General features: G+C 71.1%; 20 protein-coding genes, 1 tRNA gene and 1 pseudogene. 5 read left to right on the top strand and 17 right to left on the bottom strand.

The window, feature by feature from the left end:
• The 3 genes and pseudogenes from AB0C29_RS04400 to AB0C29_RS04390 all read right to left on the bottom strand — a co-directional run.
• A pseudogene (locus AB0C29_RS04400) lies at positions 1-301 on the bottom strand (hypothetical protein); the annotation flags it as partial.
• A 97-nt stretch (positions 302-398) separates the two neighbouring features.
• On the bottom strand, positions 399-1,625 hold the full coding sequence (locus tag AB0C29_RS04395) for an Ig-like domain-containing protein (protein WP_360814979.1): 1,227 nt from the start codon (positions 1,623-1,625) through the stop codon (positions 399-401).
• A gap of 188 nt (positions 1,626-1,813) precedes the next feature.
• Positions 1,814-3,097 carry an Ig-like domain-containing protein gene (locus AB0C29_RS04390; protein WP_360814976.1) on the bottom strand — a complete coding sequence of 428 codons (1,284 nt, stop codon included), beginning with the start codon at positions 3,095-3,097 and terminating at the stop codon, positions 1,814-1,816.
• A gap of 156 nt (positions 3,098-3,253) precedes the next feature.
• Here AB0C29_RS04390 and AB0C29_RS04385 point away from each other — a divergent pair.
• Positions 3,254-3,326, top strand: a tRNA-Lys gene (locus tag AB0C29_RS04385).
• 64 nt (positions 3,327-3,390) lie between these two features.
• On the opposite strand, the gene AB0C29_RS04380 is transcribed toward AB0C29_RS04385, so the two are convergent.
• From AB0C29_RS04380 to AB0C29_RS04355, 6 genes are read right to left on the bottom strand one after another with little or no spacing between them, the layout of a single operon-like run.
• The gene (locus AB0C29_RS04380) at positions 3,391-4,185 is read right to left on the bottom strand and encodes an SAM-dependent methyltransferase (protein ID WP_360814974.1); all 795 of its coding nucleotides are present in this window, start codon (positions 4,183-4,185) and stop codon (positions 3,391-3,393) included.
• Positions 4,172-4,693, bottom strand: a complete 522-nt coding sequence (locus AB0C29_RS04375; RefSeq protein ID WP_360814971.1) for a S26 family signal peptidase — start codon at positions 4,691-4,693, stop codon at positions 4,172-4,174. The genes AB0C29_RS04380 and AB0C29_RS04375 overlap by 14 nt, the downstream gene beginning before the upstream one ends.
• On the bottom strand, positions 4,690-6,564 hold the full coding sequence (locus AB0C29_RS04370; protein ID WP_360814968.1) for an ABC transporter ATP-binding protein: 1,875 nt from the start codon (positions 6,562-6,564) through the stop codon (positions 4,690-4,692). Before AB0C29_RS04370 ends, AB0C29_RS04375 begins: the two co-directional genes overlap by 4 nt.
• Positions 6,561-7,106, bottom strand: coding sequence for a TlpA disulfide reductase family protein (locus AB0C29_RS04365; RefSeq protein WP_360814965.1), 546 nt, complete (start codon positions 7,104-7,106; stop codon positions 6,561-6,563). Before AB0C29_RS04365 ends, AB0C29_RS04370 begins: the two co-directional genes overlap by 4 nt.
• Before the next feature lie 11 nt (positions 7,107-7,117).
• Positions 7,118-7,669: a MauE/DoxX family redox-associated membrane protein gene (locus AB0C29_RS04360; protein ID WP_360814962.1), complete on the bottom strand. Its 552-nt coding sequence runs from the start codon at positions 7,667-7,669 to the stop codon at positions 7,118-7,120.
• Positions 7,670-7,680: 11 nt separating this feature from the next.
• On the bottom strand, positions 7,681-7,923 hold the full coding sequence (locus tag AB0C29_RS04355) for a hypothetical protein (protein WP_360555079.1): 243 nt from the start codon (positions 7,921-7,923) through the stop codon (positions 7,681-7,683).
• A gap of 222 nt (positions 7,924-8,145) precedes the next feature.
• Here AB0C29_RS04355 and AB0C29_RS04350 point away from each other — a divergent pair, with 222 nt between their 5' ends.
• The gene (locus tag AB0C29_RS04350) at positions 8,146-11,175 is read left to right on the top strand and encodes a tetratricopeptide repeat protein (protein WP_360814959.1); all 3,030 of its coding nucleotides are present in this window, start codon (positions 8,146-8,148) and stop codon (positions 11,173-11,175) included.
• Positions 11,176-11,499: 324 nt separating this feature from the next.
• Here AB0C29_RS04350 and AB0C29_RS04345 read toward each other — a convergent pair whose 3' ends face one another.
• The 4 genes from AB0C29_RS04345 to AB0C29_RS04330 all read right to left on the bottom strand — a co-directional run bounded on the left by AB0C29_RS04345 (position 11,500) and on the right by AB0C29_RS04330 (position 14,569).
• On the bottom strand, positions 11,500-11,634 hold the full coding sequence (locus AB0C29_RS04345) for a hypothetical protein (RefSeq protein WP_360814956.1): 135 nt from the start codon (positions 11,632-11,634) through the stop codon (positions 11,500-11,502).
• Between the two features lie 185 nt (positions 11,635-11,819).
• Positions 11,820-12,836, bottom strand: a complete 1,017-nt coding sequence (locus AB0C29_RS04340; RefSeq protein ID WP_360814953.1) for an aldehyde reductase — start codon at positions 12,834-12,836, stop codon at positions 11,820-11,822.
• Positions 12,829-13,509, bottom strand: a complete 681-nt coding sequence (locus AB0C29_RS04335; protein ID WP_360814950.1) for an NAD(P)H-binding protein — start codon at positions 13,507-13,509, stop codon at positions 12,829-12,831. Before AB0C29_RS04335 ends, AB0C29_RS04340 begins: the two co-directional genes overlap by 8 nt.
• 10 nt (positions 13,510-13,519) lie before the next feature.
• Entirely contained in the window at positions 13,520-14,569 is a 1,050-nt protein-coding gene (locus AB0C29_RS04330) for an aldo/keto reductase (RefSeq protein ID WP_360814947.1), read from the bottom strand.
• A 73-nt stretch (positions 14,570-14,642) separates the two neighbouring features.
• Here AB0C29_RS04330 and AB0C29_RS04325 point away from each other — a divergent pair, with 73 nt between their 5' ends.
• Positions 14,643-15,179, top strand: coding sequence for a TetR/AcrR family transcriptional regulator (locus AB0C29_RS04325; protein WP_360814946.1), 537 nt, complete (start codon positions 14,643-14,645; stop codon positions 15,177-15,179).
• A gap of 17 nt (positions 15,180-15,196) precedes the next feature.
• Here AB0C29_RS04325 and AB0C29_RS04320 read toward each other — a convergent pair whose 3' ends face one another.
• From AB0C29_RS04320 to AB0C29_RS04305, 4 genes are all read right to left on the bottom strand, one after another.
• A complete protein-coding gene (locus AB0C29_RS04320; protein WP_360814943.1) occupies positions 15,197-17,482 on the bottom strand; it encodes a CHAT domain-containing protein in 2,286 nt (761 codons plus the stop codon).
• Between the two features lie 79 nt (positions 17,483-17,561).
• On the bottom strand, positions 17,562-18,239 hold the full coding sequence (locus AB0C29_RS04315) for a hypothetical protein (RefSeq protein ID WP_360814940.1): 678 nt from the start codon (positions 18,237-18,239) through the stop codon (positions 17,562-17,564).
• 1 nt (position 18,240) lies between these two features.
• On the bottom strand, positions 18,241-20,316 hold the full coding sequence (locus AB0C29_RS04310; protein WP_360814937.1) for a M91 family zinc metallopeptidase: 2,076 nt from the start codon (positions 20,314-20,316) through the stop codon (positions 18,241-18,243).
• Positions 20,316-20,648 (bottom strand): hypothetical protein, encoded by a 333-nt coding sequence (locus tag AB0C29_RS04305; RefSeq protein WP_360814935.1) that lies wholly within the window; start codon positions 20,646-20,648, stop codon positions 20,316-20,318. Before AB0C29_RS04305 ends, AB0C29_RS04310 begins: the two co-directional genes overlap by 1 nt.
• 90 nt (positions 20,649-20,738) lie before the next feature.
• Here AB0C29_RS04305 and AB0C29_RS04300 point away from each other — a divergent pair, with 90 nt between their 5' ends.
• Together AB0C29_RS04300 and AB0C29_RS04295 are read left to right on the top strand one after the other, a co-directional pair.
• On the top strand, positions 20,739-21,356 hold the full coding sequence (locus AB0C29_RS04300) for a sigma-70 family RNA polymerase sigma factor (protein WP_360814932.1): 618 nt from the start codon (positions 20,739-20,741) through the stop codon (positions 21,354-21,356).
• A complete protein-coding gene (locus AB0C29_RS04295) occupies positions 21,353-21,568 on the top strand; it encodes a hypothetical protein (protein WP_360814929.1) in 216 nt (71 codons plus the stop codon). The genes AB0C29_RS04300 and AB0C29_RS04295 overlap by 4 nt, the downstream gene beginning before the upstream one ends.
• Positions 21,569-21,738: the final 170 nt, after the last annotated feature.

Raw genomic sequence — 21,738 nt, 5'->3', positions numbered from 1 at the left:
GCGCCGCGTCGGCGACCGGGGCGTCCGCCGTACCCGAGGCGGCGGTGATGTCGGCGGCCACGCCGGGGTTCATCAGCGAGGCGTCGCGGACCGCGCGGACGGCTTTGCCGCAGGCGATCGCGCCGGGCGGCTCGTCGACCGGGAGTGCTGAAGCGCCAGTGACCGGTGCGCTGCTCGCCTTGGCCGGCGGCGCGGACGCGGGCTCCGACGACGGGCTCGAACAGGCGGCGATCATGCTCACCCCGACCAGGCTGCCGGAGATCAGGACGGACCGGGCGAAAGCGGGCAGTGATCGTGGCATCGGCTCAGGGTAGGACGCTGGGGGCGTACCCCTGGGAAACGGCACGCGGGCCGGTCGGAAACCGACCGGCCCGCGTCACGCGGTTTGTCAGGCGCGCTCAGATGGCGCTGCCCTTTTTGTAGTCTTCCCAGCTCATGTTCCAGTCCGTCCAGCCATTGCCGTTCTTCAGCTTCTCCTCGGTGCCGCTGACCGTGATCGGGTCGCCGAGCATCGTGCGGGAGAACAGCCACTTGCCCATGGCCATCGAGACGTTGACGCAGCCGTGCGAGACGTTGCGCTTGCCCTGCACGCCCTCGGACCACGGCGCGGCGTGGATGAACTGGCCGCTCCAGGTGATCCGCTGCGCGTAGTCGATCTTCGTCCGGTAGCCCTCGCCCTCGGGCAGCTCGTCGGTCGTGTCGAAGACGGTGTGTTCCTTCTTCTCGATCACGACCATCGTGCCGCTGGAGGACGGGGTGGTCTTCTTGCCCAGGCTGACCGGGATGGTCTTGACGACCTTGCCGTCCTGCTTGACGGTCATCTTCTTGGTCTTGTTGGAGACCGTCATCACGAACGAGCGGCCGACCTTGAGGTCCACGGTCAGGTCGGAGCGGCCGTACCAGCCGTCACCCATCGGCACCCCGGCGAGCTGCACCTTGTAGAAGATCTTGGTGTAGGCCTTCCAGTACGTCTTCGGGCGGTAATGCACCTCGGTGGGGCTGGTCCAGTGCCAGATGCCCTCCTGGGCCGGCGTCGCCGTCACGATCATGCGGCGCTGGACGTCGTCGCGGTATTTCTCCGGGACGGCGCGGCCGAAGCGGACGATCATCGGCATGCCGACGCCGACCACGTTGCCGTCGCCGAGGAAGCTCGTCACCCGGACCAGCTTCGACGGCTTGTTCATCACCGTGAACGTGCTGGTGGTGGAGCCGCCCTTGTCGCCCGAGGGGGTGCCGTTGACGGTCACCGTGTAGGTCTTGCCCCAACCGAGCGCCTTGGCCGGCGTGAAGACCTTCTTGTCCTTGTCGAGGGTGCCCTTGACCTCGGCACCGTCGGCGTCCTTGACCTCGACGGAGGTGTTCTGGGCGTCCTCGGTGTCGTATTTGATCTCGGCGATCGCCTCGACGTCCTTGGCGTCCGCCGCGGGCGAGGTCACCGCCACCGTGCTGAGCGTGGGCTGCGGCGAGGGGGCGCCCGAGGCCGAGGTGCCGTCGCCCGGTCCGCCACCCTGCCAGGAGGGGGTCTCGGCCTTGTCACCGCTGCAACCGGCGGTGACCAGCACGGTCGCGGTCGCCAGAGCCGCCACGGCGACCTGCCACGGCCGTCGCCCGGCCCGGCTGGTCATCCGGAGCGCTCGCGCACCCGTCGACCGTTCTCCACGAAGTCCCATGATCCCTCTCACCGCGCTGTCGTCCCGGCGCCCATCTTCCCCCATGAATGCCGGGCCACCAATCCCGGTTTCGTGCCGCGGCGCCCGGAGGGTGGCGCCGCGCCGCGGGTTCAAGCGACCGGACCCACTTTACGCTTCAAGTTTCAGGCGCCTTCCTGGGCTGCCAGTTCGGCCGGCACCGGCAGGGCGCTGCCCTTGATGAATTCCTTCCAGCTCATGTCCCACGCCGTCCAGCCGTTACCGGCGTCGAGCTTGTCCTCAGTACCCCGAACGGTGATCGGATCACCGATCAGCGTCTTGTCGAAAAGCCAGCGGGCGTTCGACGGGGACACGTTGACACAGCCGTGCGACACGTTGCGGCGGCCCTGCGAGCCGACCGACCACGGCGCGGAGTGGACGTACTGGCCGCTCCAGGTGATGCGCTGGGCGTACTCGATCTCGGTGCGGTAGCCCTCGTTCGGGCCCAGCTCGGCCGTGGTGTCGAAGACGGTGGCCGCCTTCTTCTCCATGATGACCATCGTGCCGCTCGACGAGGGAGTGCTCTTCTTGCCGAGACTGACCGGCATCGTACGGATGGTCTTGCCGTCCTGGACCACGGTCATCTTCTTGGTCTTGTTGTCGACCTTCATGACGAAGCTGCGGCCGATCTTGGCGGTCGCGCCGCGGTCCTGGTCGCCGTACCGGCCGCCGCCGGTCGGCAGACCACCGACGGCGATGCGCACCTTGAGCTCGGTGCCGGTCTTCCAGTAGTTCGGCCCACGGTAGTAGGCCTGGGTGCCGCTCGCGGTCCACGACCAGGTGCCCGGCTGCTCCGGGGAAGTTGTGACGAACATCCGCTTCTGGACGGCGGCCCGGTCCTTCTTCTTGATGCCCGGGTTGAACTCGACCACGACCGGCATGGCCACGCCGTAGGTGCGGTCGTCGAAGAGATAGAGGCCGGTGCCGGTCTTGCGGGCCGGCTTGCCCATGGTGGTGAAGGAGGTGGCCGCGGTCTTGGTGCCACCGGCGGAGTCGACGGCCGTGACCGTGGCGTCGTACTTCTTGTTGGTCTTGAGGGGCTTGCTCGGCACCCAGGCCGAACCGTCGTCGCGCAGCGCCCCGGCCACCGTCTTGCCGGAGGCGTCCTTGAGTGCGACGGTCGTCACCTTTCCGCCGGTGACCTTGAAACCGATCTCGGCGCTGACCGGGACGTCCTTCTTACCCGTGGCCGGAGTCACAGTGAGCGAGACGGCGGTGGAGCCGCCGGACTGGCCGGACTCGGCGACACCGGACTCGGGCACCCCACCGGAAGCGGCAGCGGACGGCGAGGTGCCGACCCAGGCAGCAGGGGTGGGCTTGTCCTCATCACCACTGCAAGCAGCCAGCGCCAGCGGCGTGACCACCACCAACGCCACAACCGCCACGAGCGAGCGCCGCATGCTGACCATCCTTGATCCTCGATCCCACGTTCCGCGGGCACATCCTGCCCTACCCGCGCAACGCCGGGGGTCATCCCGACGGTGGGACTCGCCAAGACGATCATGCGGGGGTGCCGATTTCAGGCTCCCGGGAACCCCGTGTTAATGTTTCTGCGTTGTCAGCGAGCGCCGCTAGCTCAACTGGCAGAGCAGCGGACTCTTAATCCGCGGGTTGTAGGTTCAAGTCCTACGCGGCGCACAGTTTGATTATGGCCCTGACCAGGTGGTTTCCTCTTGGTCAGGGCCATTCTTGTACGCCGCCGTCATGGCTTGCGCGCCACCGCCCCGTACGCGTCCAGCCACTCGGCCTTCCCGTCCGGGCGCCAATCCGTGATCTGCACCAGGCCCGGCTCCACCATCTCCAGGCCGTCGAACAAGCTGCCGATCTCGTCCGGGCTGCGCAGGACGTACGGCACCCCGCCGCTCTGGGCCAGCCGTGCGGCACCCTCCACCACGGCCGGGGTGGTGTTCGTGCCGTCCCACAACACCAGGAAGCTTCCCGACGGTGTCGCCTCCATCACCCGGTTCACGATGGACGACACCACCGCGAGGCGGGGCTCGTAACCCATGACGCCCATGAACATCACACCGACCGGCTGGGAGAAGTCGAGCACCTTCGCCGCCTCGGCGAGGATCAGCTCCGGGTCGTGGTAGTCGGCGTCCACATGCGTGGCGCGGCTCTTGCCGCCGGTCCCGCCCATCAGGGCCTGGGCGTGCGCCAGCACCATCGGGTCGTTGTCCACGTACACGACCCGCGAATCGGGCGCGACCGCCTGGGCGACCTCGTGGGTGTTCTGCATCGTCGGCAGTCCCGTGCCGATGTCGAGGAACTGCCGGATGCCGGCCTCGGCGGCCAGGTGCCGGACCACCCGGATGAGGAACTGACGGGAATGCTGGGCCATGAGCACGATCTCGGGGTAGACCTGCGCCACCGCGTCCCCGGCGGCCCGGTCGGCGGCGAAGTTGTCCGTGCCGCCCATCCAGTAGTTCCAGATCCGTGCCGCATGCGGCACATCGGGCTGCAGCTGGGCGGAGATCTCGTCCTCAGTGGGCGCCATGAGCACGTTTGTACGGGACCCGCACCGGCTGCACAAGGCCGAGGCGCGGCCGCGCGACCACGCCGAGGACGCGGTCACATGCGATGAAGCCGAACCGGCGAGAATCGTTGCGGTAGCCGGGGTTGTCACTCACGACTGTGAAGGTGCGCGGCGGGACGCGGCCGTCCCCGGTGGCGCACCGGGCGGGCAGGTCGGCCGGCACCGGATCGCCGGCCATCGCGGTGCACCGCTTGACCATCCACACCCGACGCTCCCCCGGGTCGGCCGCCGGAGCGGCACGGTAGGAACCGTCACCGCCGTCGGGATGCTCCACGACGACGATCTGACCAGGCCGCACCGCGGTGCCGCGGACCCGCCGGACCAGCAGCCGGTCCCCGTCCTCCACCGTCGGCGCCATGCTGCGGCCCCGTACGGTCACCACGACCAACCGCCGCCGCGCGACGACGAGCATGACGCCGGCGGCCGCACAGACCAGTGCGGCCACGCCCACCACGCCGCGGGTATTCATCGCGCCACCGCCGTCCGGTCCGGCCGGGCGGGTGGCTCGTCGCCGTCGGCGTAGCCGCGCGCCTGCGTGGTGAACAGGTCAGCGTAGATTCCGCCGGAGTCGATCAGCGAGCCGTGGTCACCGGTCTCGACGACCCGGCCACCGGCGAGCACCGCGATCAGGTCCGCGTCGCGTACCGTGCTGAGCCGGTGCGAGACCAGCACGGTGGTCCGTCCCGCGCGGTGGCGGGCCAGCCGCTCGTGCAGGTCGTACTCCGCACCGGCGTCCAAGCCGGAACTGGGCTCGTCGAGGATCAACAGGTCCGGGGTCTCCCGCAGCAGCGAACGGGCCAGGGCCACCCCCTGCCACTGGCCTCCGGACAGGGTCACACCGGTGTCGGCGTCGTCGTCTGCGGCGGCGAAGACCCGGCTCAGCGTCGTGCCGTAGCCGCGGGGTAGCCGGGTGACCGCATCGTGCACACCGGCCAGGCCGGCGGCGGTGGCCACGCGCTGCCCATCTTCCGCGGAGTCCACCGCCGCCAACGCGACGTTCTCCGCCACCGTCAGGTCGTACTGCATGAAGTCCTGGAAGACCGCGCTGATCCGGGCCCGTACCAGGTCGAGGGGCAGGTCGCGCAGATCGACGCCGTCCCACAGCACCGACCCCCGGGTCGGGTCGTAGAACCGGCACAGCAGCTTGACCAGCGTGCTCTTGCCGGAGCCGTTGCGCCCCACCAGCGCGACCGTCCGGCCGTACGGGATCACCAGGCTCACGCCGCGCAGCACCCACGGGTGGTCCGGGCCGTACCGGAACCAGACGTCGCGCAGCTCGATGCCGGTACGCAGTCCCGGCACCGCGGCCACCGGCTCGCCCGCCGGCGCGGCAGCGCCGAGCTGCAGCACACCGAGGTAATGCTCGAAGAGCAGCAGCGACTGGTGCATGCGGGCAGCCGATGCGATCGCCATCGCCAGTGCCGACTGCACCCCGGCCACCGACGCGAGAAAGATGGTGACGTCCCCGGCGGTCAGACGGCCGCTCGTCGCGGCGCCGACTGCCCACACCAGGCCCGCACCGGAGACGACCGCGGCCACCGCCGCGAGCGCGCCCTGGACCAGCAGGGTCCGCCGGTCCAGGTGCTCCTCGATGGCGTCGACCGCCTGCCGTTCGGTCCGCATCCGGCCGCGCAGGAAGTCACCCGCGCCGAAGAGGCGGATCTCCCGGGCGGCCCGTATGTCGGTCAGCATGCCGGCGTAGAACATCTCCCGCCGCTGACGCGGACTGATCTCCCAGTACGCGCGGCCTTGGCGCCGGGACAGCCACAGGTGGGCGGCGAGCGCGGGCACGCTGGTGCCGAGCAGAGCGGCCATCATGAACGGGCTGACGGTCGCCAGGGACACCACGAACCCCACCGACACCGCGACCGCGCCGGCCAACCCCAGCGCGCCCTCCAGCACCTGGGTGGGACTGCTGCCCGCCTGCTGGGCCAGGCTGACCCGGTCGAGGAACCGCGGATCCTCGAACGGTTCCAGTCCGGGCAGCCGGTTGACCGCCGCGTAGAGCCGGTCCTGCGCGAGCAGGCCCACCCGCCGGCTCAACCGGCCCTGCAGGTACCGGACGATCAGCGGAAGGGTGACGGCCGTCCCCGCGGTCACGGCCAGCCCGATGGCCAGCAGAAGCACGGTCGCTTCGGGGACCGGCAGCCTGGTGAGGCTGTCCAGGACCAGTTTGAGAAGCCAGGCGGAGGACACCGGCACCACCGCACCGACGACCGTCGCCGACACGTATCCCAGCAGGGACCCGCGGGCCGACCCCCACGCCAGGCCGAATGTGCCGGTCAGGCCGCGCAGGGACGTACGGGTCGCCGGCCTGTCCGCGACGCCACCCACCGTCATGCGGGCTGCGTCACGGGCAGCTGGCCCGGCCGGTACGCGGCCCCGAGCACCGTCCCGGAGCCGTCGAGCAGGAAGTAGGAGGGGTACCCGTGCACCTGGAACGCCCGGCACAACGGGCCGTCCGGCAGTTCGATCACCACCCGGGCGACCGGGGACAGCCGGTCCAGCAGCGGCGCCGCCTCCTCGTCCGTACCCACGACAACGGCGAGGACCTGCTCGCGGCCGCCGGTCACCTTCCCGGCGAGCTCGATGAACGTGGGCATGTGCTCCTCGCAGGGTGCGCAGCCCGGCTTGACGAACGCGACGAGCTGCTCGCCGGCGGTGTCGTCACGGGTGACCGGCGCACCGTCGACGGCCGTGGCCCGATACGCGCCGACCCGCTCGCCGGCCGGCATCAGGTCGAGATCGCCGGCATGGGCCCCGGCACCACCGGCCAGCAGAGCACTGTGTTCGCGCAGCCGTTTCACCACGCCGAGAACGAGAAGGAGATTGAGACAGGACAGCGCGCCGACGAACACCACGGCGGAAACGACGTACGGCATGGTGATCCCTTTCAGGTCGATGACGGGTGCACAGCGTCCGGTGTCCGCGCTGTGCCGGAGAACAGATCAGCGAGGTCGTCGAAGCGGACCGCCAGCGCTGCCAGAACGAAGCCGGCCGCGACGGCGACGGCGATGCCACCGGGCTGCGCTGCCGGCCGGCCGCTCGGACTCAGAACGGCGACGACGGCGGCCACGAGGAGCAGACCGTTGCGCAGCAGGTGGCGCCGGCGCAACGGCATCGCCGCACCGCCGAAGCAACGGCAGGCGGCCCCGGTCCGGCGGACCAGCGCCCAGGCGACGCCGGCCGTCAACACACTGAGCAGCGCCACCGCGAGCACCGCTCCGGGCCGGGCGGTGGCGTTCCGGGCCAGCAGCACCGGCACCGCCACCTCGGTCGCCGCCAGTGCGACGGCGACCGGCCACAACGTGGTGGTGGGCAGCATCCGCAGAGCCCGCAGCGACTCCACGTAACCGGCGAAGTCGGACCGGCTCCGCAGCTTCCCGGCGGCGGCCGCCAGGAACACCGCGCCGATCAGGACGCGGCAGGCTACCCAGACGTACATGTGCTGTCCTTTCAGCAGACGCGGAGGTTGATCCACTGCTGGCGGTAGACGAAACAACCCTCGAACGTCTCGGCGTAGCAGGTGTACAGGCATTGCATGAAGCCGCCGCTGCAGCGGTACTGGACGCAGCAGCAGGTGCCGCAGCAGGCCGCGTGTGCCTCGGCCCGGGGGACGAAGCGGCTGAGCAGCCGGTCACCCATCCCTGCCAGGGAGCGCACCCGGTGATGGGTGGCGATCCGATCGATCTTCGACATTCCTCCTCCTTCGACGTCGCGGTGTCCGGTGGCGGACTGAGGACTGCACACCGGTCCGTGATTGCCCTTGAATGCACATGGTCGGTCGCGCCGCCTTACCGATCGCTTACCGCAAACGTCCGTCCTTTCGGGACGGCCAGGGCGGCGTTGCTCACCTTGTGACGGGGGTTCCAGGTGACAGATCAGCGGCGTCTGCGGTTCGGCGTTCTCGGACCGCTATCAGTGGAAGACGACGGGAAGCCGATCGCCCTGCCGCAGTCCGCGGTGTTGCGAGGTCTGCTCGGGGTGCTGCTCGCCGCCGGGGACGATCTCTTGTCCGCGGACCGGCTCGCGCACCTGGTGTGGCCGGACGCACCGGACGGGGTACGGCCGGGGTCCGTCCATGTCGGGATATCCCGGCTGCGGCGGTGGCTGGACGGGTTGCCCGCCTGCGCGGCCGGTGAGCCGGTACGGCTGAACCGCTCGCCCGGCGGGTACCGCTTGCACGTCCGACCGGCGGCGGTGGATCTGGTGTGTTTCCGCGATCTGGTCGCCCGGGCGGAGCGGGCCGACGACGACAGCCGGTGCGAGTTGCTGCGGACCGCCCTGGGACTGTGCCGGGGACCGGTGCTGGCAGACCTTCCGGGCCTCCCGGCGTACGATCCGCTCCTGCGCCGGGTCCGTGCGGAAGTCCGCGCGGCCGGCCTGGCCCTGGCCGAGGCCGCGTCGGCCGCCGGCCGCGGCCGGCTGGCGGTCGACTGGCTGGAGGACCACGTCCGCCGGGAACCGCTCGACGAGCCGGCTCACGCCCGGTTGATCACCGTGCTGGCCGCGTGCAACCGTCCGGCGGAGGCGCTGGCCCGGTACGAGCACCTGCGTACCCGGCTGGCCGACGAGCTGGGCGTCAGCCCCAGCGACGAGGTCCAGCAGGCGTATCTGGACCTGCTCGCCGGAGACCGCGACGTCACCGGCGCGGGCGGTGCGCAGGTGCGCCCCCGCCCGGGTCAGCTGCCGCCTGACGTCGCCGACTTCACCGGGCGCGACGAGCAGCTCGCTCTGATCCTCTCGAACTGTTCGGACGTCGACAGGTCGCCGACAGCGGTCCGGATCGTGGCGATCACCGGGCGTGCCGGGGTCGGCAAGACGGCCTTGGCCACCCGCGCCGGTCACCTGCTGAGCGCGACGTTCCCCGACGGTCAGCTCTATGTCGACCTGCACGGTAACGAGGCCGAGCCGGTCGACCCGGCCGAGGTGCTGGCCCGGTTTCTCCGGGCGCTGGGCATGGACGGATCCTCCGTACCGCAACGCCTCGACGAGCGCGCCGAGCTCTACCGCGGCGAGCTGGCGCAGCGACGGATGCTGATCGTCCTCGACAACGCCGCCGGGGAGGGACAGGTACGGCGGTTGCTGCCCGGAAGCCCGTCCTGCGCCGTCCTGGCGACCGGGCGTCGCCAGCTCACCGGGCTCAGCGCCCGGTGCGTCCGGCTCGACGTGCTCGACCATGCGGTCGGTCTCGACCTGCTCCGGCTCCTCGTGGGGGCGCAGCGGGTCGCCGCCGAGCCCGGCGCAGCTGACGAGATCATCCGGTTGTGCGGGGCGCTCCCGCTCGCCATCCGGATCGCGGGCGGGCGGCTGGCGCGACTCCCGCACCGGTCACTGCGGTGGCTCGCCGACCGCCTCGCCGACGACCGACGGCGGCTCAACGAGCTGCGGCTCGAGGATCTGGAGGTACGGGCCAGCCTGGAGCTGTCCTTCCGCAGGCTGAGCCGGCCGGCGGCCCTGCTGTTCCGTTGCCTCGGCGCGCTGCAGGCACCCGAAGTGCCGGGCTGGGCCTGCGCCGAGATGCTCGACGTCGCGCCCGAGTCCGCCGAGGACGCCGTCGACGAACTTGTCGACACCAACCTGGTCGACGTCACCGCCCCGGACCCGCTGGGTCAGCGCCGCTACCGTCTGCACGACCTGGTCCGGATCTACGCACGAGAGCAGGCCGGCGCGCCGGGCGGTGACGAGGAGCTACGCACGACACTGCTGCGCGCCCTCACCGGTTGGTACGTCCGGGCCCGCAAGGCCGATCGCATGCTCGGTCACCGGCTGCCACGACCGGCGTTCAGCGAGCCGGCGGCTACGCGGGATCTCGACGACAGCCACGTTCCCGATTCCGGACAGGTCACCGACCCGCTCACCTGGTTCGAAGCCGAACGCACCGCCCTGGTGGCCGCCGTGCAACAGGCGCACCACGAGGGCGCGGACGGCCTCAGCTGGGATCTGGCCAGCCGGCTGACCGGCTTCTTCGAGAACCGCAGTCACAACGACGACTGGCACAACACGCACCGTACGGCCCTGACCGCCGCCCGCCGCGACGGCGCCGCAGCGGGGCAGGCACTCATCCTGCACCGGCTCGGGGAGCTGCATGCCAACAAGGACGAGTACGACAAGGCGCTCGAGTGTTTCGCCCAGGCCCGGGACATCCTCGCCCGGGTCGGCGACCGGCTGGCCGAGGCCCACGTCCTGCGCAGCGCCGGCGTGGCGCAACGCATGGTCGGCCAGATCGACGAGGCCCGCCGGAGCCTCGACACCGCGCTGGCCACGTTCGTCGAGCACGATGACCGGATCGGCATCGCCGGCGCGCAGCACGGCCTGGGTGCGATCCACCGCGAGCAGGGCCGCCTGGACGCGGCCGCGGCCAGCTACGAGCACGCGCTCACCCTGCTCGAGGATCTCGGCGACCGGCTCACCGAGGCGCTGGTGGCCTGCAGCCTCGGCGTGGTGTTCAGGCTGGCCGGCCGAACCGCGAAGGCGGATGCCATCCTGCTGCGCAGCCTCGAACTGAGCCGCAGTGTCGGGCACCGGCCCACCGAGGCGTACGCCCTGTGTTACCTCGGCGAGTTGCGGGCCGAACAGGGCGACACCGACGTCGCCGGCACCTTGCTCGACGCCTCGCGTGCGCTCTGCGAGGAGATCGGCGAACGGTTCGGCCTCGCGCTGGCCTGGCGGGCCATCGGCACCCTGCACCGCAGCACCGGCGATCCGGCCGCCGGTCTCGACGGGCTGACCCGCGCCCTGCGGATCTGGACCGAACTCGACATACCCATCTGGCGCGCGCGGACATTGGAGACGATCGGCGACATCCGGGCCGGGCAGGGCCGGGACGAGCAGGCCATGGCGGACTGGCGGTCGGCCCTGGAGATCTACCGGTCGCTCCAGGCGTCCGAGGCCGCGCCGCTCGCCCACCGGATCGGGCTCGCCGGCCGCGTTTCCACCGTGCGCGAATAGCGTCCATCCATCAGGGATGAGGGACGAGGACGAGATTTCCCGCATCGTTCGATGCACGGCCACCGCAGCACCTCCCCGGCCATGCGTTCCCCGCGTGGGTGCTGACCGGCGGCCGATGACAGGTTGAGGGGAGGCTGCGCCATGGCGAAGAAGTCGAAGAAGGACAAGAAGGGCAAGAAGAACAAGAAGAAGTGACCGGGTGCGCCGACGGCGCGTCCGCGTGCGGCCGGTGCGGCATCCCTGAGGGTGCTGCACCGGCGCGTGCCGCCGTCGACTCCGACCGGCGTGACACCCGACCCGGAAACGGCGTATCCAGCATCCGTCTCAGTGCTTGGACCTCAGCTTCCGGAAACCCTTGGACAGCTTCGCCTGCGTCTTCGGGTCCTTGGCCTTGCGCATCATCTCCTTCTCGAGTTCCTTCGCCTTCGGCGACTTCGCGGCCTTTTCTATCCTGCTCATGAGCTTTCCCATGAAGCCTCTGCCTCTTCTCCGACGCGCTCAGGACCGGCTACTCGATCGACGCGCAGGGGTGCGCGTGTAAGTCACTGTGGGGCGCGTCCTGCCTACCCACCTCATCCAGCCCGGATGACCTCGGCGTCAGCGGTTGCTGCCCGGAAGATGCGGACCAGGCAGCGGACGACTGCCTACTTCGCCAGCGCGAGCAGGCTCTCGCCCGTCTCGGCGATCGTGTCCTCGATCGGGCGGGGCTTCCAGCCGAGCAGACGCTCAGCCCTCTCTGCGGTGGCGTCCAGATCGCGGCCCAGCGCCGCACGCAGCGAGCGGACCTGAGGGTTGACCCGGGACAGCGCCCGGGCCGCCCACAGCGGCATCTCCCGGGTGGGCACCTTGGCTGCCCGCTCCCCGAGCCGGTCGCGAAGCACCGCCGCGACGTCACGCAGCCACAGACTGGGCCCGGCGGTCGCGATGAACCGTTCCCCCGCGGCGGCCGGCTCGGTCATCGCGAGCAGGTGCAGCGCAGCCACATCACGCACGTCGACGTAGCCGGTGGCGAACGGCAGCAGGGCCGGCATCGATCCGTCGAGCATGCGGGCGATCGCGATCAGCGACGGCGAATAGTCCGCGCTCAGCACCGGGCCGAGCACCCCGGTCGGGTTGACCGTGGACAACTCGAGCCCGCGACCCTCCCCGGCCACGAAGTCCCAGGCCGCTCGTTCGGCGAGGGTCTTCGACCGCTGGTACGGGGCGATGTCGGCGTCCACGTTCGTCCAGTCCTGTTCGGTGAACGGGGTGTCGCGCGGTGCGTGACCGTAGGCGATCGCGCCGATCGCGGAGGTCATGACCACGCGCCGGACGCCCGCCTTCCGTGCCGCACGCAACACCCGCAGCGTGCCGTCGATGGCCGGACGCACCATCTCGTCGTCGGTGCGCGGGACCCGGGTCAGGGTGGGTGACGCGACGTGCAGCACCGCCTCGCAGCCGGCCACCGCCTCACGCCAGCCCGCGTCGTCCTGCAGATCGGCACGAACGACCCGGAGGCTCTCCCCGGCATCCACGCCGCCGATCAGCAACTGCGCGCGCACCTGCGGCTCGCGCGCCAGGTCACGCACCGTCGTGCGGACCGAGAACCCGGCGGTGAGCAGAGCCAGGGTGCACCAGCTGCCGAGGTAACCGGACCCGCCGGTCACCAGAACCTCAGCCATTTCTCGACCCCTCTCGCGTGGCGATCTCGTTGATCAGGGGGTTGTCCAGCCTGGGCGGCACGGATCCGGGCGCCCGCAGCACCGCGAGGACCGCCCGGCCGATCGCGTCCGTCGTCGTGAACTGGGCCGGATAGAGCCTTTTGATGAGCGGGTAGAACGGCGTGAGGATCGTGTAGACGACCCGTTGCGCCCGGGTGGCCGGGCGTGCGCCTCGGCGGGGCCGGATGAAGCCCGGGCGGAGGATGAAGACGCGGGAGTGCAGTGCCGTCAGCGCTTCTTCGGCCCGGCCCTTCACCCGGATCCACATCGTGCGGCTGGCGCTGTCGGCACGATTCGCGGAGATGTACACGAAGAGCCCGTCCGGGTTGCTGCGCCGTGCCGCCGTGGCCGCGGCCACGGCGAAGTCCTGCGTGATCCGCTTGTACTGCGGCTCGCTCAGCCCTACCGAGGGAGTGCCGAGGCAGAAGAGCGTGGCCTCGGCTGCGGCGAACACATCGTCGAGTTCGTCGTAGCGGGTGAAGTCCTGGTGCATGACCTCACGCAGCTTGAGATGACGGCGTCCGGAGCTTCGGCGCGATATCGCCGTCACGCCGTCGATCGAGGGATCCTCCAGCAGGGCGGTGAGGACGCCGTGCCCCACCATGCCGGTGGCCCCGAACAGCACCACGAACATCCGCGGTCCCCTAGGCGTTGACGTAGCCGGGGATGCGGGCCCTGAGCTTGCGCAGTTCGGCCTCGTCCGAGATGGCCTGGAAGTCGTGCCGGGGCGTGTAGGGCCCTTCCAGCGAAGCGAGCTCCGCATCGGTCAGCTGGAGATCCAGCGACGCGACCGCTTCGTCGATCTGGGCGGTCGTGTTGGCGCCGACCAGCGGTGCGGTGACCACGGGCTGGTGGTGCAGCCAGGCCAGCGCCACCTGGGCCCGGCTGACCCGGCGCTCCGCGGCGATCGCCCCGACCGCGTCGATGACGGCCTTGTTCGCGGCTTCCTGCGCCGGCGTGTAGAGCAGGTCGGCGTACGAGCCGTCGGTTTCCGCGCGGGCCGTGGCCTTCGCGTCGTCCCAGGCCCGTGCCAGCCGGCCGCGGGCCAGCGGGCTCCAGATGATCGTGCCGACGCCCTCGTCGAGGCAGAGCGGGATCATCTCGCGCTCCTCCTCGCGGGCCAGCAGGTTGTAGTGGTCCTGCATCGTGACGAACCGGGCCCAGCCGTGCTGCTTCTGCAGGTTCAGCGCCTTGGCGAACTCCCAGGCGTGCATCGACGACGCCCCCAGATAGCGGACCTTGCCCGCCTTGACCAGGTCGTGGAGGGCCTCGAGGGTCTCCTCCCACGGGGTCGCCCGGTCGTTGCGGTGAATCTGGTAGAGGTCGATGTAGTCGGTGCCGAGCCGCCGCAGGCTGTGCTCGACCTCGGTCATGATCGCCTTGCGCGAGAGACCGCTGCCGTTGGGCCCCGGCCGCATCGGGTGGCGCAACTTGGTGGCGATCACCACCTGGTCCCGGTCGGCGAAGTCGTGGAGCGCGCGGCCCAGGATCTCCTCGCTGGAGCCGTACGAGTAGAGGTTGGCGGTGTCGAAGAAGTTGATGCCGGCGTCCAGGGCGTGCTTGATCAGCGGCCGGCTGGTCTCCTCGTCCAGCGACCAGACCGGGTGGCCGCGGCCGGGGTCGCCGTAGGTCATCGCGCCGATGGCGATCGGCGCGACGTCCAGGCCGGTGGTGCCGAGCTTGAGGTAGCGCATGCTGCTCCTCTATCGTTGTGGAGAGGTCTCCACTAACGTACTGGAGACCTCTCCATTTAGCCAAGAGGGTGGCATGGTCCGGTCCGACGCTCGCGCGAACAGAGCCCGCATCCTGGCGGCCGCACGCCAGGCTTTCGCCGAGGACGGTGACACCTCGATGAACCAGATCGCCCAGCTGGCCGGGGTGGGCCCGGGCACCCTCTACCGCAACTACCCGTCACGCGAGGCGCTGGTCCTGGCCATCTATCAGGACGAGGTCGACCGGCTCACCGGCTCGGTGGCGGACCTGCTGGCCACGCTGGCGCCGCCGGAGGCACTGCGGCGCTGGACCACCGACCTGGTCGACGCCATGCGCAAGAAGCACGGCCTCGGCGACGCGCTCAGCCCGATGGCCCACAAGACGATCTCCGAACAGACCTACGGCCCGGTCATCGAGGCCATCACCCGGCTGCTCGACGCGGGCAAGAACGACGGCTCGATCCGCGCCGACGCCGAGCCGGGCGACTTCCTCCAGCTGACCGGCGCCCTCTGGCGGGCCGCACCGGACCGGACACAACCCATGCTGACCCTGATCCTCGACGGACTGAGCGCCCACCGGCACCGCAGCTGAGAACCGGTCAGGGCGGGTCACAGGCCGTGGTGGACGTGTGCGGCCCATTGCGTCGGCAGGGCCGGATGACGAGCGCGGTGGGCCCGAACGGCGTGATGCAACGCCGTCGCAGCGGTGCTGGGATCCGGGTCGGAGGTGCCCGGCCCGAGGAGGCCGCGGTAGAAGTCCTCGGTGATCAGCGCGGCGGCGTGGTCGTTGACCGGCCACAGGGTGCCGACCACGGCCCGATATCCGGCGAGCTGGAAGGCGGCCGTCAGATGCGTCGTCTCATCGGCATGGAACGCCGTGGTGTGGGTGACGCTGCACGCGGACAGGTAGGCGAGCTCGCCGTGGTCGAGACGCAGGCCGCTGATGGCGGTCACTGTCAGCGGCCGTTCGAGGTGATCGTGCAGCAGCAGGCGGTTCTCGGTGGAAGTGAGCAGGTCGGCGACTCCGTGGCAGGCGAAGTGCGTGATCTCGTGGTGCGGCAGAGCCTCGATGACGGTGGCGTGGCCGGGTGAGCGCAGGATCGTCGCGGCCGGCAGCAGCCTCTCCAGCAGGCGGGTTTCGGCCGCGGCACCGGGCAGCGGCGGGGCGCCGGGGGCGTCGGGGACGGACACGACCAGGACGGACGGCGCTTGACGGGGCCGGGACCGGGCGCGGTCGGAGTGAGCGAGCGCACGGATGGTGGCTGTGTAGGAGGAGATCACCCGGTCCAGCACGGTGTCGTGCCCGCCGTCGGCATGGCGGCCCGCGGCGTGCAGCGGCAGCAGCGCACAGAGGCCGACCGGGCACCACCAGATCCTCGGCCACGGCCGGCCGCCGCCCGGCAGACCGGTGTGGCCGAGGGCGTCGAGGACCGGTGCCGCCGCGGCGTCCCACAGCCACGCGAGGATCGCCAGGACGTCGCGCTGAGCCTGCTGCCGCCCGGCGACCGCGCCCGGCTCCGTGGCGACCTGCCGGGCCTGCTGCAGGGCCGTGACCCGCTGGTCGACCGCCTCCCGGGTGAACAGCGGCAGGTCCACGACGACCGGCTCGCCGGGATCGCCGGTGAGAATCAGCGCGCTGCCATGGTCGCGATGGGCGACGACGCAGACGATCGGCCCCCGGGTCGCTTGTTCGCCGAGCTTCCCGATCGTCCCGGCGCGATCGTCGCGCCGGGCGAGCTCCTTGCCCATGGCGACGCTCCGCACCTGCTCCATCAGTTCCAGGGCCCGGCCGGGCGTGCCCGCGAGGATCGCGGCCTCCGCCACCGTCGAGGCCAGATCCACCACCTTGACGGAACGGTTGACGCGGTCATCGAAGCCCAGGTGCCACGGCGTGATCCCCGGGAGTTTCCGTACCGCCGACTCCGCCATCGCCAAGGCGGCGCCGCTGTCACCGGCGCGGATGTACATCTCGGCGGCTCTCTGCGCGCACACAACTTCGAGGTGCCCCGACCTGGACTGCATGCTGGCGGCCTCGGCATAGGCGGCACAGGACTCAGCCAGCGCGACGCGGTCGCCGTCATGGTCGTATCGCGCCGCCAAGGCCCGGCCCAGATGAAACTGAGCCATCCCGCGCTCGGGGTGGGACCCGGGCGAGCGGGCGACGGCTTCCCGGCCCACTCGGATCGCCGCGGCCAGATCCTCGGGCCGCTGGTGCACGGTGAACGACGTCACCAGCGCGGCACAGAGCTCGTGCAGCTCCCCGCCCAGCGCAGCCGCCTCGCGCAAAATCGTGACCGCCTCGTCGGCAAGATCCGGCCGGCCGCCGTGTTCGGCTGCCGCCCACAACATCGTGCCCCAGGCCCCGAGAAGGTCCGCCCGCTTCGGATCGCCGGGTGGACATCCGGCGACAACGCCACGCGTCAGCTCGGTGGCCTCGTCGATCAGAGCGTCTTCCCGGGTCCTCAAGAACAACGCGGCGAGGGCATTGGCCAGTCGTACCTGGAGAAAACCGACCTCGGGAGAGCCGGGCCGCGCATCGGCTACCGCGCGCCGACTCAGCCGGATGCCTTCCTCCAGTACCGCCAGCTCGCCGTATGCGGCGTGCTGCTGAAGCAGCAGGGCGCTCGCGACGGACGGCCGGTGCATGAACCGCCGGGCCCACAGCTCGAACTCGAACCTGGCGATGAGAAGGACCGGGGGAAGCGCCATCCACCAGGTCCACCAGGTGAGGTAGACCAGCACGCCCGTCGCTGCGATGGCCAGCCCACCGGGCAGGACGACGAAGGCCAGGCAGCACAGCGGAAGCCACCACGGACCCCCGAGGGCGCCGACGACCACCGCGCCGGCGATCGCCAGCGGCACGAAGACACATCCGCCGGGGACCCGGAAGGTCATCCTGGGCTCCACCACATCGATCATTGTCACTCAGGGCGATACATCGGGAGGTACGTGCCGATGAGCAGGGTGACAGCGGTCAGGGCAGGTCTTCGGGTGGTGCGCAGGCCAGGTGCTGACGGTCCCCGCCCGCGTGCACGTACCGGGCCTTGCGGGCCCCCGCCGGCGCCGAGCCGTCGGGGGAGGCGTAGAGGGAGGGCTGCGGGCTGGCGGACGTCTCGAACGGCGTCGGCGGAAAATCCTTCGCCCGCGCCACACCGACGCAGAAGACGACCTTCTTCGCATCCTCCGGGAGCTGCAACGCGGGCTTGAAGGCGAACCCGTACGGATGAGCGACCTTGAGCGGCAGCCGCACCGTGACCGACCCGGTCAGCTCAGCCCCGGCCGGAAGCACCGTCCCGAACTGGGTGTACGGCCGGGCCAGCCCCACCTTCGGCGGCTGCGCGAAGAGCCGCTGCGACACCTCGATCGTGTCCTCGTCGCGGGGCACGACCCAGGCGCCGGGCGAGTTCGACACGCCGCCGTCCGTGTCGGCGGAGCTGCCGTTGAAGACGGCGATCTCGGCCGGCTCGTCGTTGCGCAGCGTGTACGTCCAGGTCAGCGCCGTCGGGGTGCGGGCCAAGGTCGTGGTGAGGGTGGCCGCCACCGTGGGGCCGGGGCGGTCGGGCAGCGTGGGAGCTTCTTCGGTGCAGGCGGCTGCGCCCAGCAGGACGGCAGCGGCGAGCACGGCAGAGGCGACGCGAGAGCGAAGGCGCATGTCAGTACGACGGCCGCCGGGGCGCGCCCAGTTCCTCGCGGAGGCCGTTCTCCGTGAACTGCAGCGGGTGGTCGGGGTCGATCTGTTCCGGGGTGGACGGGTCGTCGTCGTGGTCGATGGGCAGGCCCGCCGCCACCCGTTCGTAGTTGGGGACGCCCTGGTTGGCCGGGCCCTGGTACGTGTCCTCGTCCAGAGTGTCGTTGGCGTAGTCGTAGACGTGGGCCATCTCGTGGTAGAGGACGGTCACCGGCGGGCTGTCGTGCACGGTGTCGAACGACGGGTTGTATTCGATGGCCCACTTCTCGCCGAACAGCAGGTTGTCGTCCGGCCACGGCGCCTTGCCGTTCTCCTCGGTGAGCTCGGAGATCGTCAGGCCGTTGCCGTCGTAGAACCAGTTGGCGCTGTCGTCGCTGGCCTTCTGCAGGTTGGCCAGCATCTGCTGACCGGTCGGTGAAGCCCGCAGCAGGTCCAGGTCGGCCTCGACCCGGGCCACGAAGTCCGGCGAGCCGGTCACCTTGATGAAGTCGACGTCGTCGGAGACCTCCACGTTGACCACCCGCTCGGCCCCGCTGACGGTGTCGTCGTTCTGGCCGAACACCTGGTCGTTGCCCGCTCCCGCGACGACCGTGTCGCGGCCCCAGCCGGAGTAGAACTTGTCGTCGCCGGTGCCACCGCGCAGGACGTCGTCGCCGCGGCCACCGGAGATCATGTCGTTGCCCGCGCCGCCGGTCAGCTCGTCGTTGCCGGCCCCGCCCTCCAGGTAGTCCTGGCCCGCACCGCCGTCGACCGAGTCGTTGCCGCCCAGGCCGTACGCGGTGTCGTCGCCCAGGCCGCCGCGCAGGCGATCGTCGCCGTCGCCGCCGTCGAGGTAGTCGCGCCCGTCGCCGCCGTCGAGGGTGTCCGTTCCGCCTCGCCCGTACAGGTTGTCGGTGCCGGCATTGCCGCGGACGGTGTCCGCGCCGTCCTGGCCGTCGAGGGTGTCGTCGCTGCCGCCGCCCTCCAGCAGGTCGTCGCCGGCGCCGCCGGTCATGTTGTCACGGCCGAGGCCACCGTAGATGCGGTCGTTGCCGTCGCCGCCGTGCACGTGCTCGACGATCTCGACGCCGTTCCACTCGGGACCGGTCTCGTGGGGCAGCCGCTCGCGGCTCGCGCCGGTGGTGAGGCGGTCGTCGCCGCCGCGGCCCTCGATGTGGTCGCGGCCGTCGAGGCCCAGGATGCGGTCGTTGCCGTCGCCGCCCTTGAGCACGTCGTCGCCCTCGCCGCCGAGCAGGGTCAACCGGACCCGGGTCCCGGGGGCGACGTCCACAGTGTCGTTGCCCTCCCCGGCCCGGATGGTGAGCTGGTAGTTCGGCGGGAAGGTGGTGCTGACGCCGTTCACGGTGACGATCTGCTCACCCGTACGCGGATCGACCCGCACCTGGACGGAGTCGTTGCCGGGCCCGGTGTTGAGGACCACGGACTCGCCGTCATAGATCCAGCTGGTGGCGCGCGCCTCGGGTGGCAGGGTCCAGCCGTCGTCCCGGCCGGCGGCGATGGTCTCCCACGCGCCGGCCAGGCTCTGCACCTCCTGGCGGGCGGTGTCGAGCTTGCCGTTCTGCACGACGAGGTCGCTGTCGAGGTCGGCGCGGATCCGCTGGGCCTCGGCGATGGCCGTGTTGATCGGCGCGAACTCCTCGACGGTGCGCGGCCGGAACGTGACACTGACGCTGGTCACTGTGGCCGACACGGCCGCCGTGGCCCGGGCCAGCGCATCGGCCAGGGCGCTCTGGGCTGTCCGGAGCAGGCCCGAGACGTTGCCGAGCGCCACCGCGAAGCTGCCGGCCGCCTCCACCACCTCGTCCACGGCGCGGCCGAGCTTCTCCCGGTGGTCGTGGTACGTGTCCGCGGCGTCGCCGGACCAGGCCTCGCCCCGCAGCGGTGCGGCCGCGTCGTCGACCGAGTCTCGTCCGGCAGAGGCGGCCCGGGCGAACGCACGCCATTGCTCGGCGGCGCGGTCCAGGGCTCCGGGGTCGGCCTCGAGCTCCCAGACGTTGTCGACGGTCACCGGGTCGGGCGGCGGGATCTGCGGAGACGTCATCAGATCGGCTGCCGTCCACCGCTCGCCCGGCGCTGCCGTTCGGCGGCCTCGGAGTCGGCCTGCTGGTTGGCGAACGCCACCCGGTAGAGCCGGTCGACGTCACCCTCGTAGACACCGGTGATGCGGCGCCACGTGGCGTCCATGGCCGCCTCGGCCCCGGCGGCCGACGCGGCGAAGGCGGGCCCGGCGAGCGCGTTGCCGAACGCGGCACCCGGCGGCGTGACCCCGCCCTGGGCCGCCGACCAGCCGTCGGTCATCGCGTCGGCGCCCGCCAGGGTGGCCTTCGCCAACCGGACGATCGCGTCGGGATCGGCACGCACCTCATCGGCCATGGGCTGCACGCTAACAATTCCGGGCCGGCCGCGGTGCCCCGCTTCCCGCTGCCCGGGGCCGGGCGACGAGCTCGTCGTAGCCTTGGCCTCGTGGATCTCGACGACACGTCCGAGCGGTGGCTCGCCGACCTGCGGGCCGGCGGTCCCGCCCGGGACGACGCCCACGCCCGGCTGCACGAGCTGCTGCTGCGGGCCGCCCGGGCCGAGGTCAACCGCAGGTCGGCGCAGGTGGCCATCGGCGGGGTCGAACTCGACGACCTCGTCCACCAGGCCGCCGCCGATGCGATGCTGGCCGTACTCGGGAAGCTGGCGGATTTCCGGGGTGACAGCCGCTTCACCACCTGGGCCTACAAGTTCGTGGTGTTCGAGGTGTCCGCCAAGGTCGGCCGGCATTTCTGGAAACGGCAGCCGGCCGTGGCGCTGCAGGAGTCCGACTGGGAACGGTTGCCCGCCCGGTTCGGCTTCTCGCCCGAGCGCGAGGCCGAGTGGCGTGAGCTGCTGGAGGCCCTGCGGCACGCGGTGGAACACGAGCTGACCGGCCACCAGCGGCACATCTTCACCGCGATCGTGCTCAACGGCGTCCCGCTGGACGCCTTGTGCGTGGAGCTGCGGACCAATCGCAATGCCATCTACAAGGCCCTCTTCGACGCGCGGCGCAAACTGCGGGCCGCGCTCGTGGCCAAGGGGCATCTCCGGGAGGACGCGTGAGCGCTCACATCGACCTCGACGCGTTTCTGCGCACTGATCCTCGTGACGTCGGTTGCGGCGGGGCCATGGAGGTCCTGCACGCGTACGCGGAGCTGCATGTCGCCGATCCGGCGGAGGCCGCGCGCCGCTATCCGGGGGTCGCCGCCCACCTGCGGGCGTGCGGGCCGTGCTCCACGGACTTCGAGGGTCTGCTCGCCCTGATCGCGGAGTGAGGTTCTTACCGATCGCTTACGCGACGTAAGGCTCCCGGCGGTGCCGGACACCAACAGTGCGTCCGAAAGTCACCCTTGAAGGGAGCCTCCCCATGAGGCACACCACTCGCGCCGTTGCGATCGCCGGCGTGGTCGCCGCCGTGACCGCCACCGCCGCCGGCCCGGCGGCC

Origin of the sequence: Actinoplanes sp. NPDC048791 (assembly GCF_040650095.1) — a bacterium.
Classification (GTDB): Bacteria; Actinomycetota; Actinomycetes; order Mycobacteriales; family Micromonosporaceae; genus Actinoplanes.
The sequence above is the reverse complement of the archived record's forward strand: the minus strand, read 5'-3'. Positions and strand labels throughout refer to the sequence as shown.

Coding starts and splice junctions, on each gene's coding strand:
- AB0C29_RS04395 (WP_360814979.1), bottom strand. CDS start 1,625: ATGACCAGCCGGGCCGGGCGACGGCCGTGGCAGGTCGCCGTGGCGGCT.
- AB0C29_RS04390 (WP_360814976.1), bottom strand. CDS start 3,097: ATGGTCAGCATGCGGCGCTCGCTCGTGGCGGTTGTGGCGTTGGTGGTG.
- AB0C29_RS04380 (WP_360814974.1), bottom strand. CDS start 4,185: ATGGCGCCCACTGAGGACGAGATCTCCGCCCAGCTGCAGCCCGATGTG.
- AB0C29_RS04375 (WP_360814971.1), bottom strand. CDS start 4,693: ATGAATACCCGCGGCGTGGTGGGCGTGGCCGCACTGGTCTGTGCGGCC.
- AB0C29_RS04370 (WP_360814968.1), bottom strand. CDS start 6,564: ATGACGGTGGGTGGCGTCGCGGACAGGCCGGCGACCCGTACGTCCCTG.
- AB0C29_RS04365 (WP_360814965.1), bottom strand. CDS start 7,106: ATGCCGTACGTCGTTTCCGCCGTGGTGTTCGTCGGCGCGCTGTCCTGT.
- AB0C29_RS04360 (WP_360814962.1), bottom strand. CDS start 7,669: ATGTACGTCTGGGTAGCCTGCCGCGTCCTGATCGGCGCGGTGTTCCTG.
- AB0C29_RS04355 (WP_360555079.1), bottom strand. CDS start 7,923: ATGTCGAAGATCGATCGGATCGCCACCCATCACCGGGTGCGCTCCCTG.
- AB0C29_RS04345 (WP_360814956.1), bottom strand. CDS start 11,634: ATGAGCAGGATAGAAAAGGCCGCGAAGTCGCCGAAGGCGAAGGAACTC.
- AB0C29_RS04340 (WP_360814953.1), bottom strand. CDS start 12,836: ATGGCTGAGGTTCTGGTGACCGGCGGGTCCGGTTACCTCGGCAGCTGG.
- AB0C29_RS04335 (WP_360814950.1), bottom strand. CDS start 13,509: ATGTTCGTGGTGCTGTTCGGGGCCACCGGCATGGTGGGGCACGGCGTC.
- AB0C29_RS04330 (WP_360814947.1), bottom strand. CDS start 14,569: ATGCGCTACCTCAAGCTCGGCACCACCGGCCTGGACGTCGCGCCGATC.
- AB0C29_RS04325 (WP_360814946.1), top strand. CDS start 14,643: ATGGTCCGGTCCGACGCTCGCGCGAACAGAGCCCGCATCCTGGCGGCC.
- AB0C29_RS04320 (WP_360814943.1), bottom strand. CDS start 17,482: ATGACCTTCCGGGTCCCCGGCGGATGTGTCTTCGTGCCGCTGGCGATC.
- AB0C29_RS04315 (WP_360814940.1), bottom strand. CDS start 18,239: ATGCGCCTTCGCTCTCGCGTCGCCTCTGCCGTGCTCGCCGCTGCCGTC.
- AB0C29_RS04310 (WP_360814937.1), bottom strand. CDS start 20,316: ATGACGTCTCCGCAGATCCCGCCGCCCGACCCGGTGACCGTCGACAAC.
- AB0C29_RS04305 (WP_360814935.1), bottom strand. CDS start 20,648: ATGGCCGATGAGGTGCGTGCCGATCCCGACGCGATCGTCCGGTTGGCG.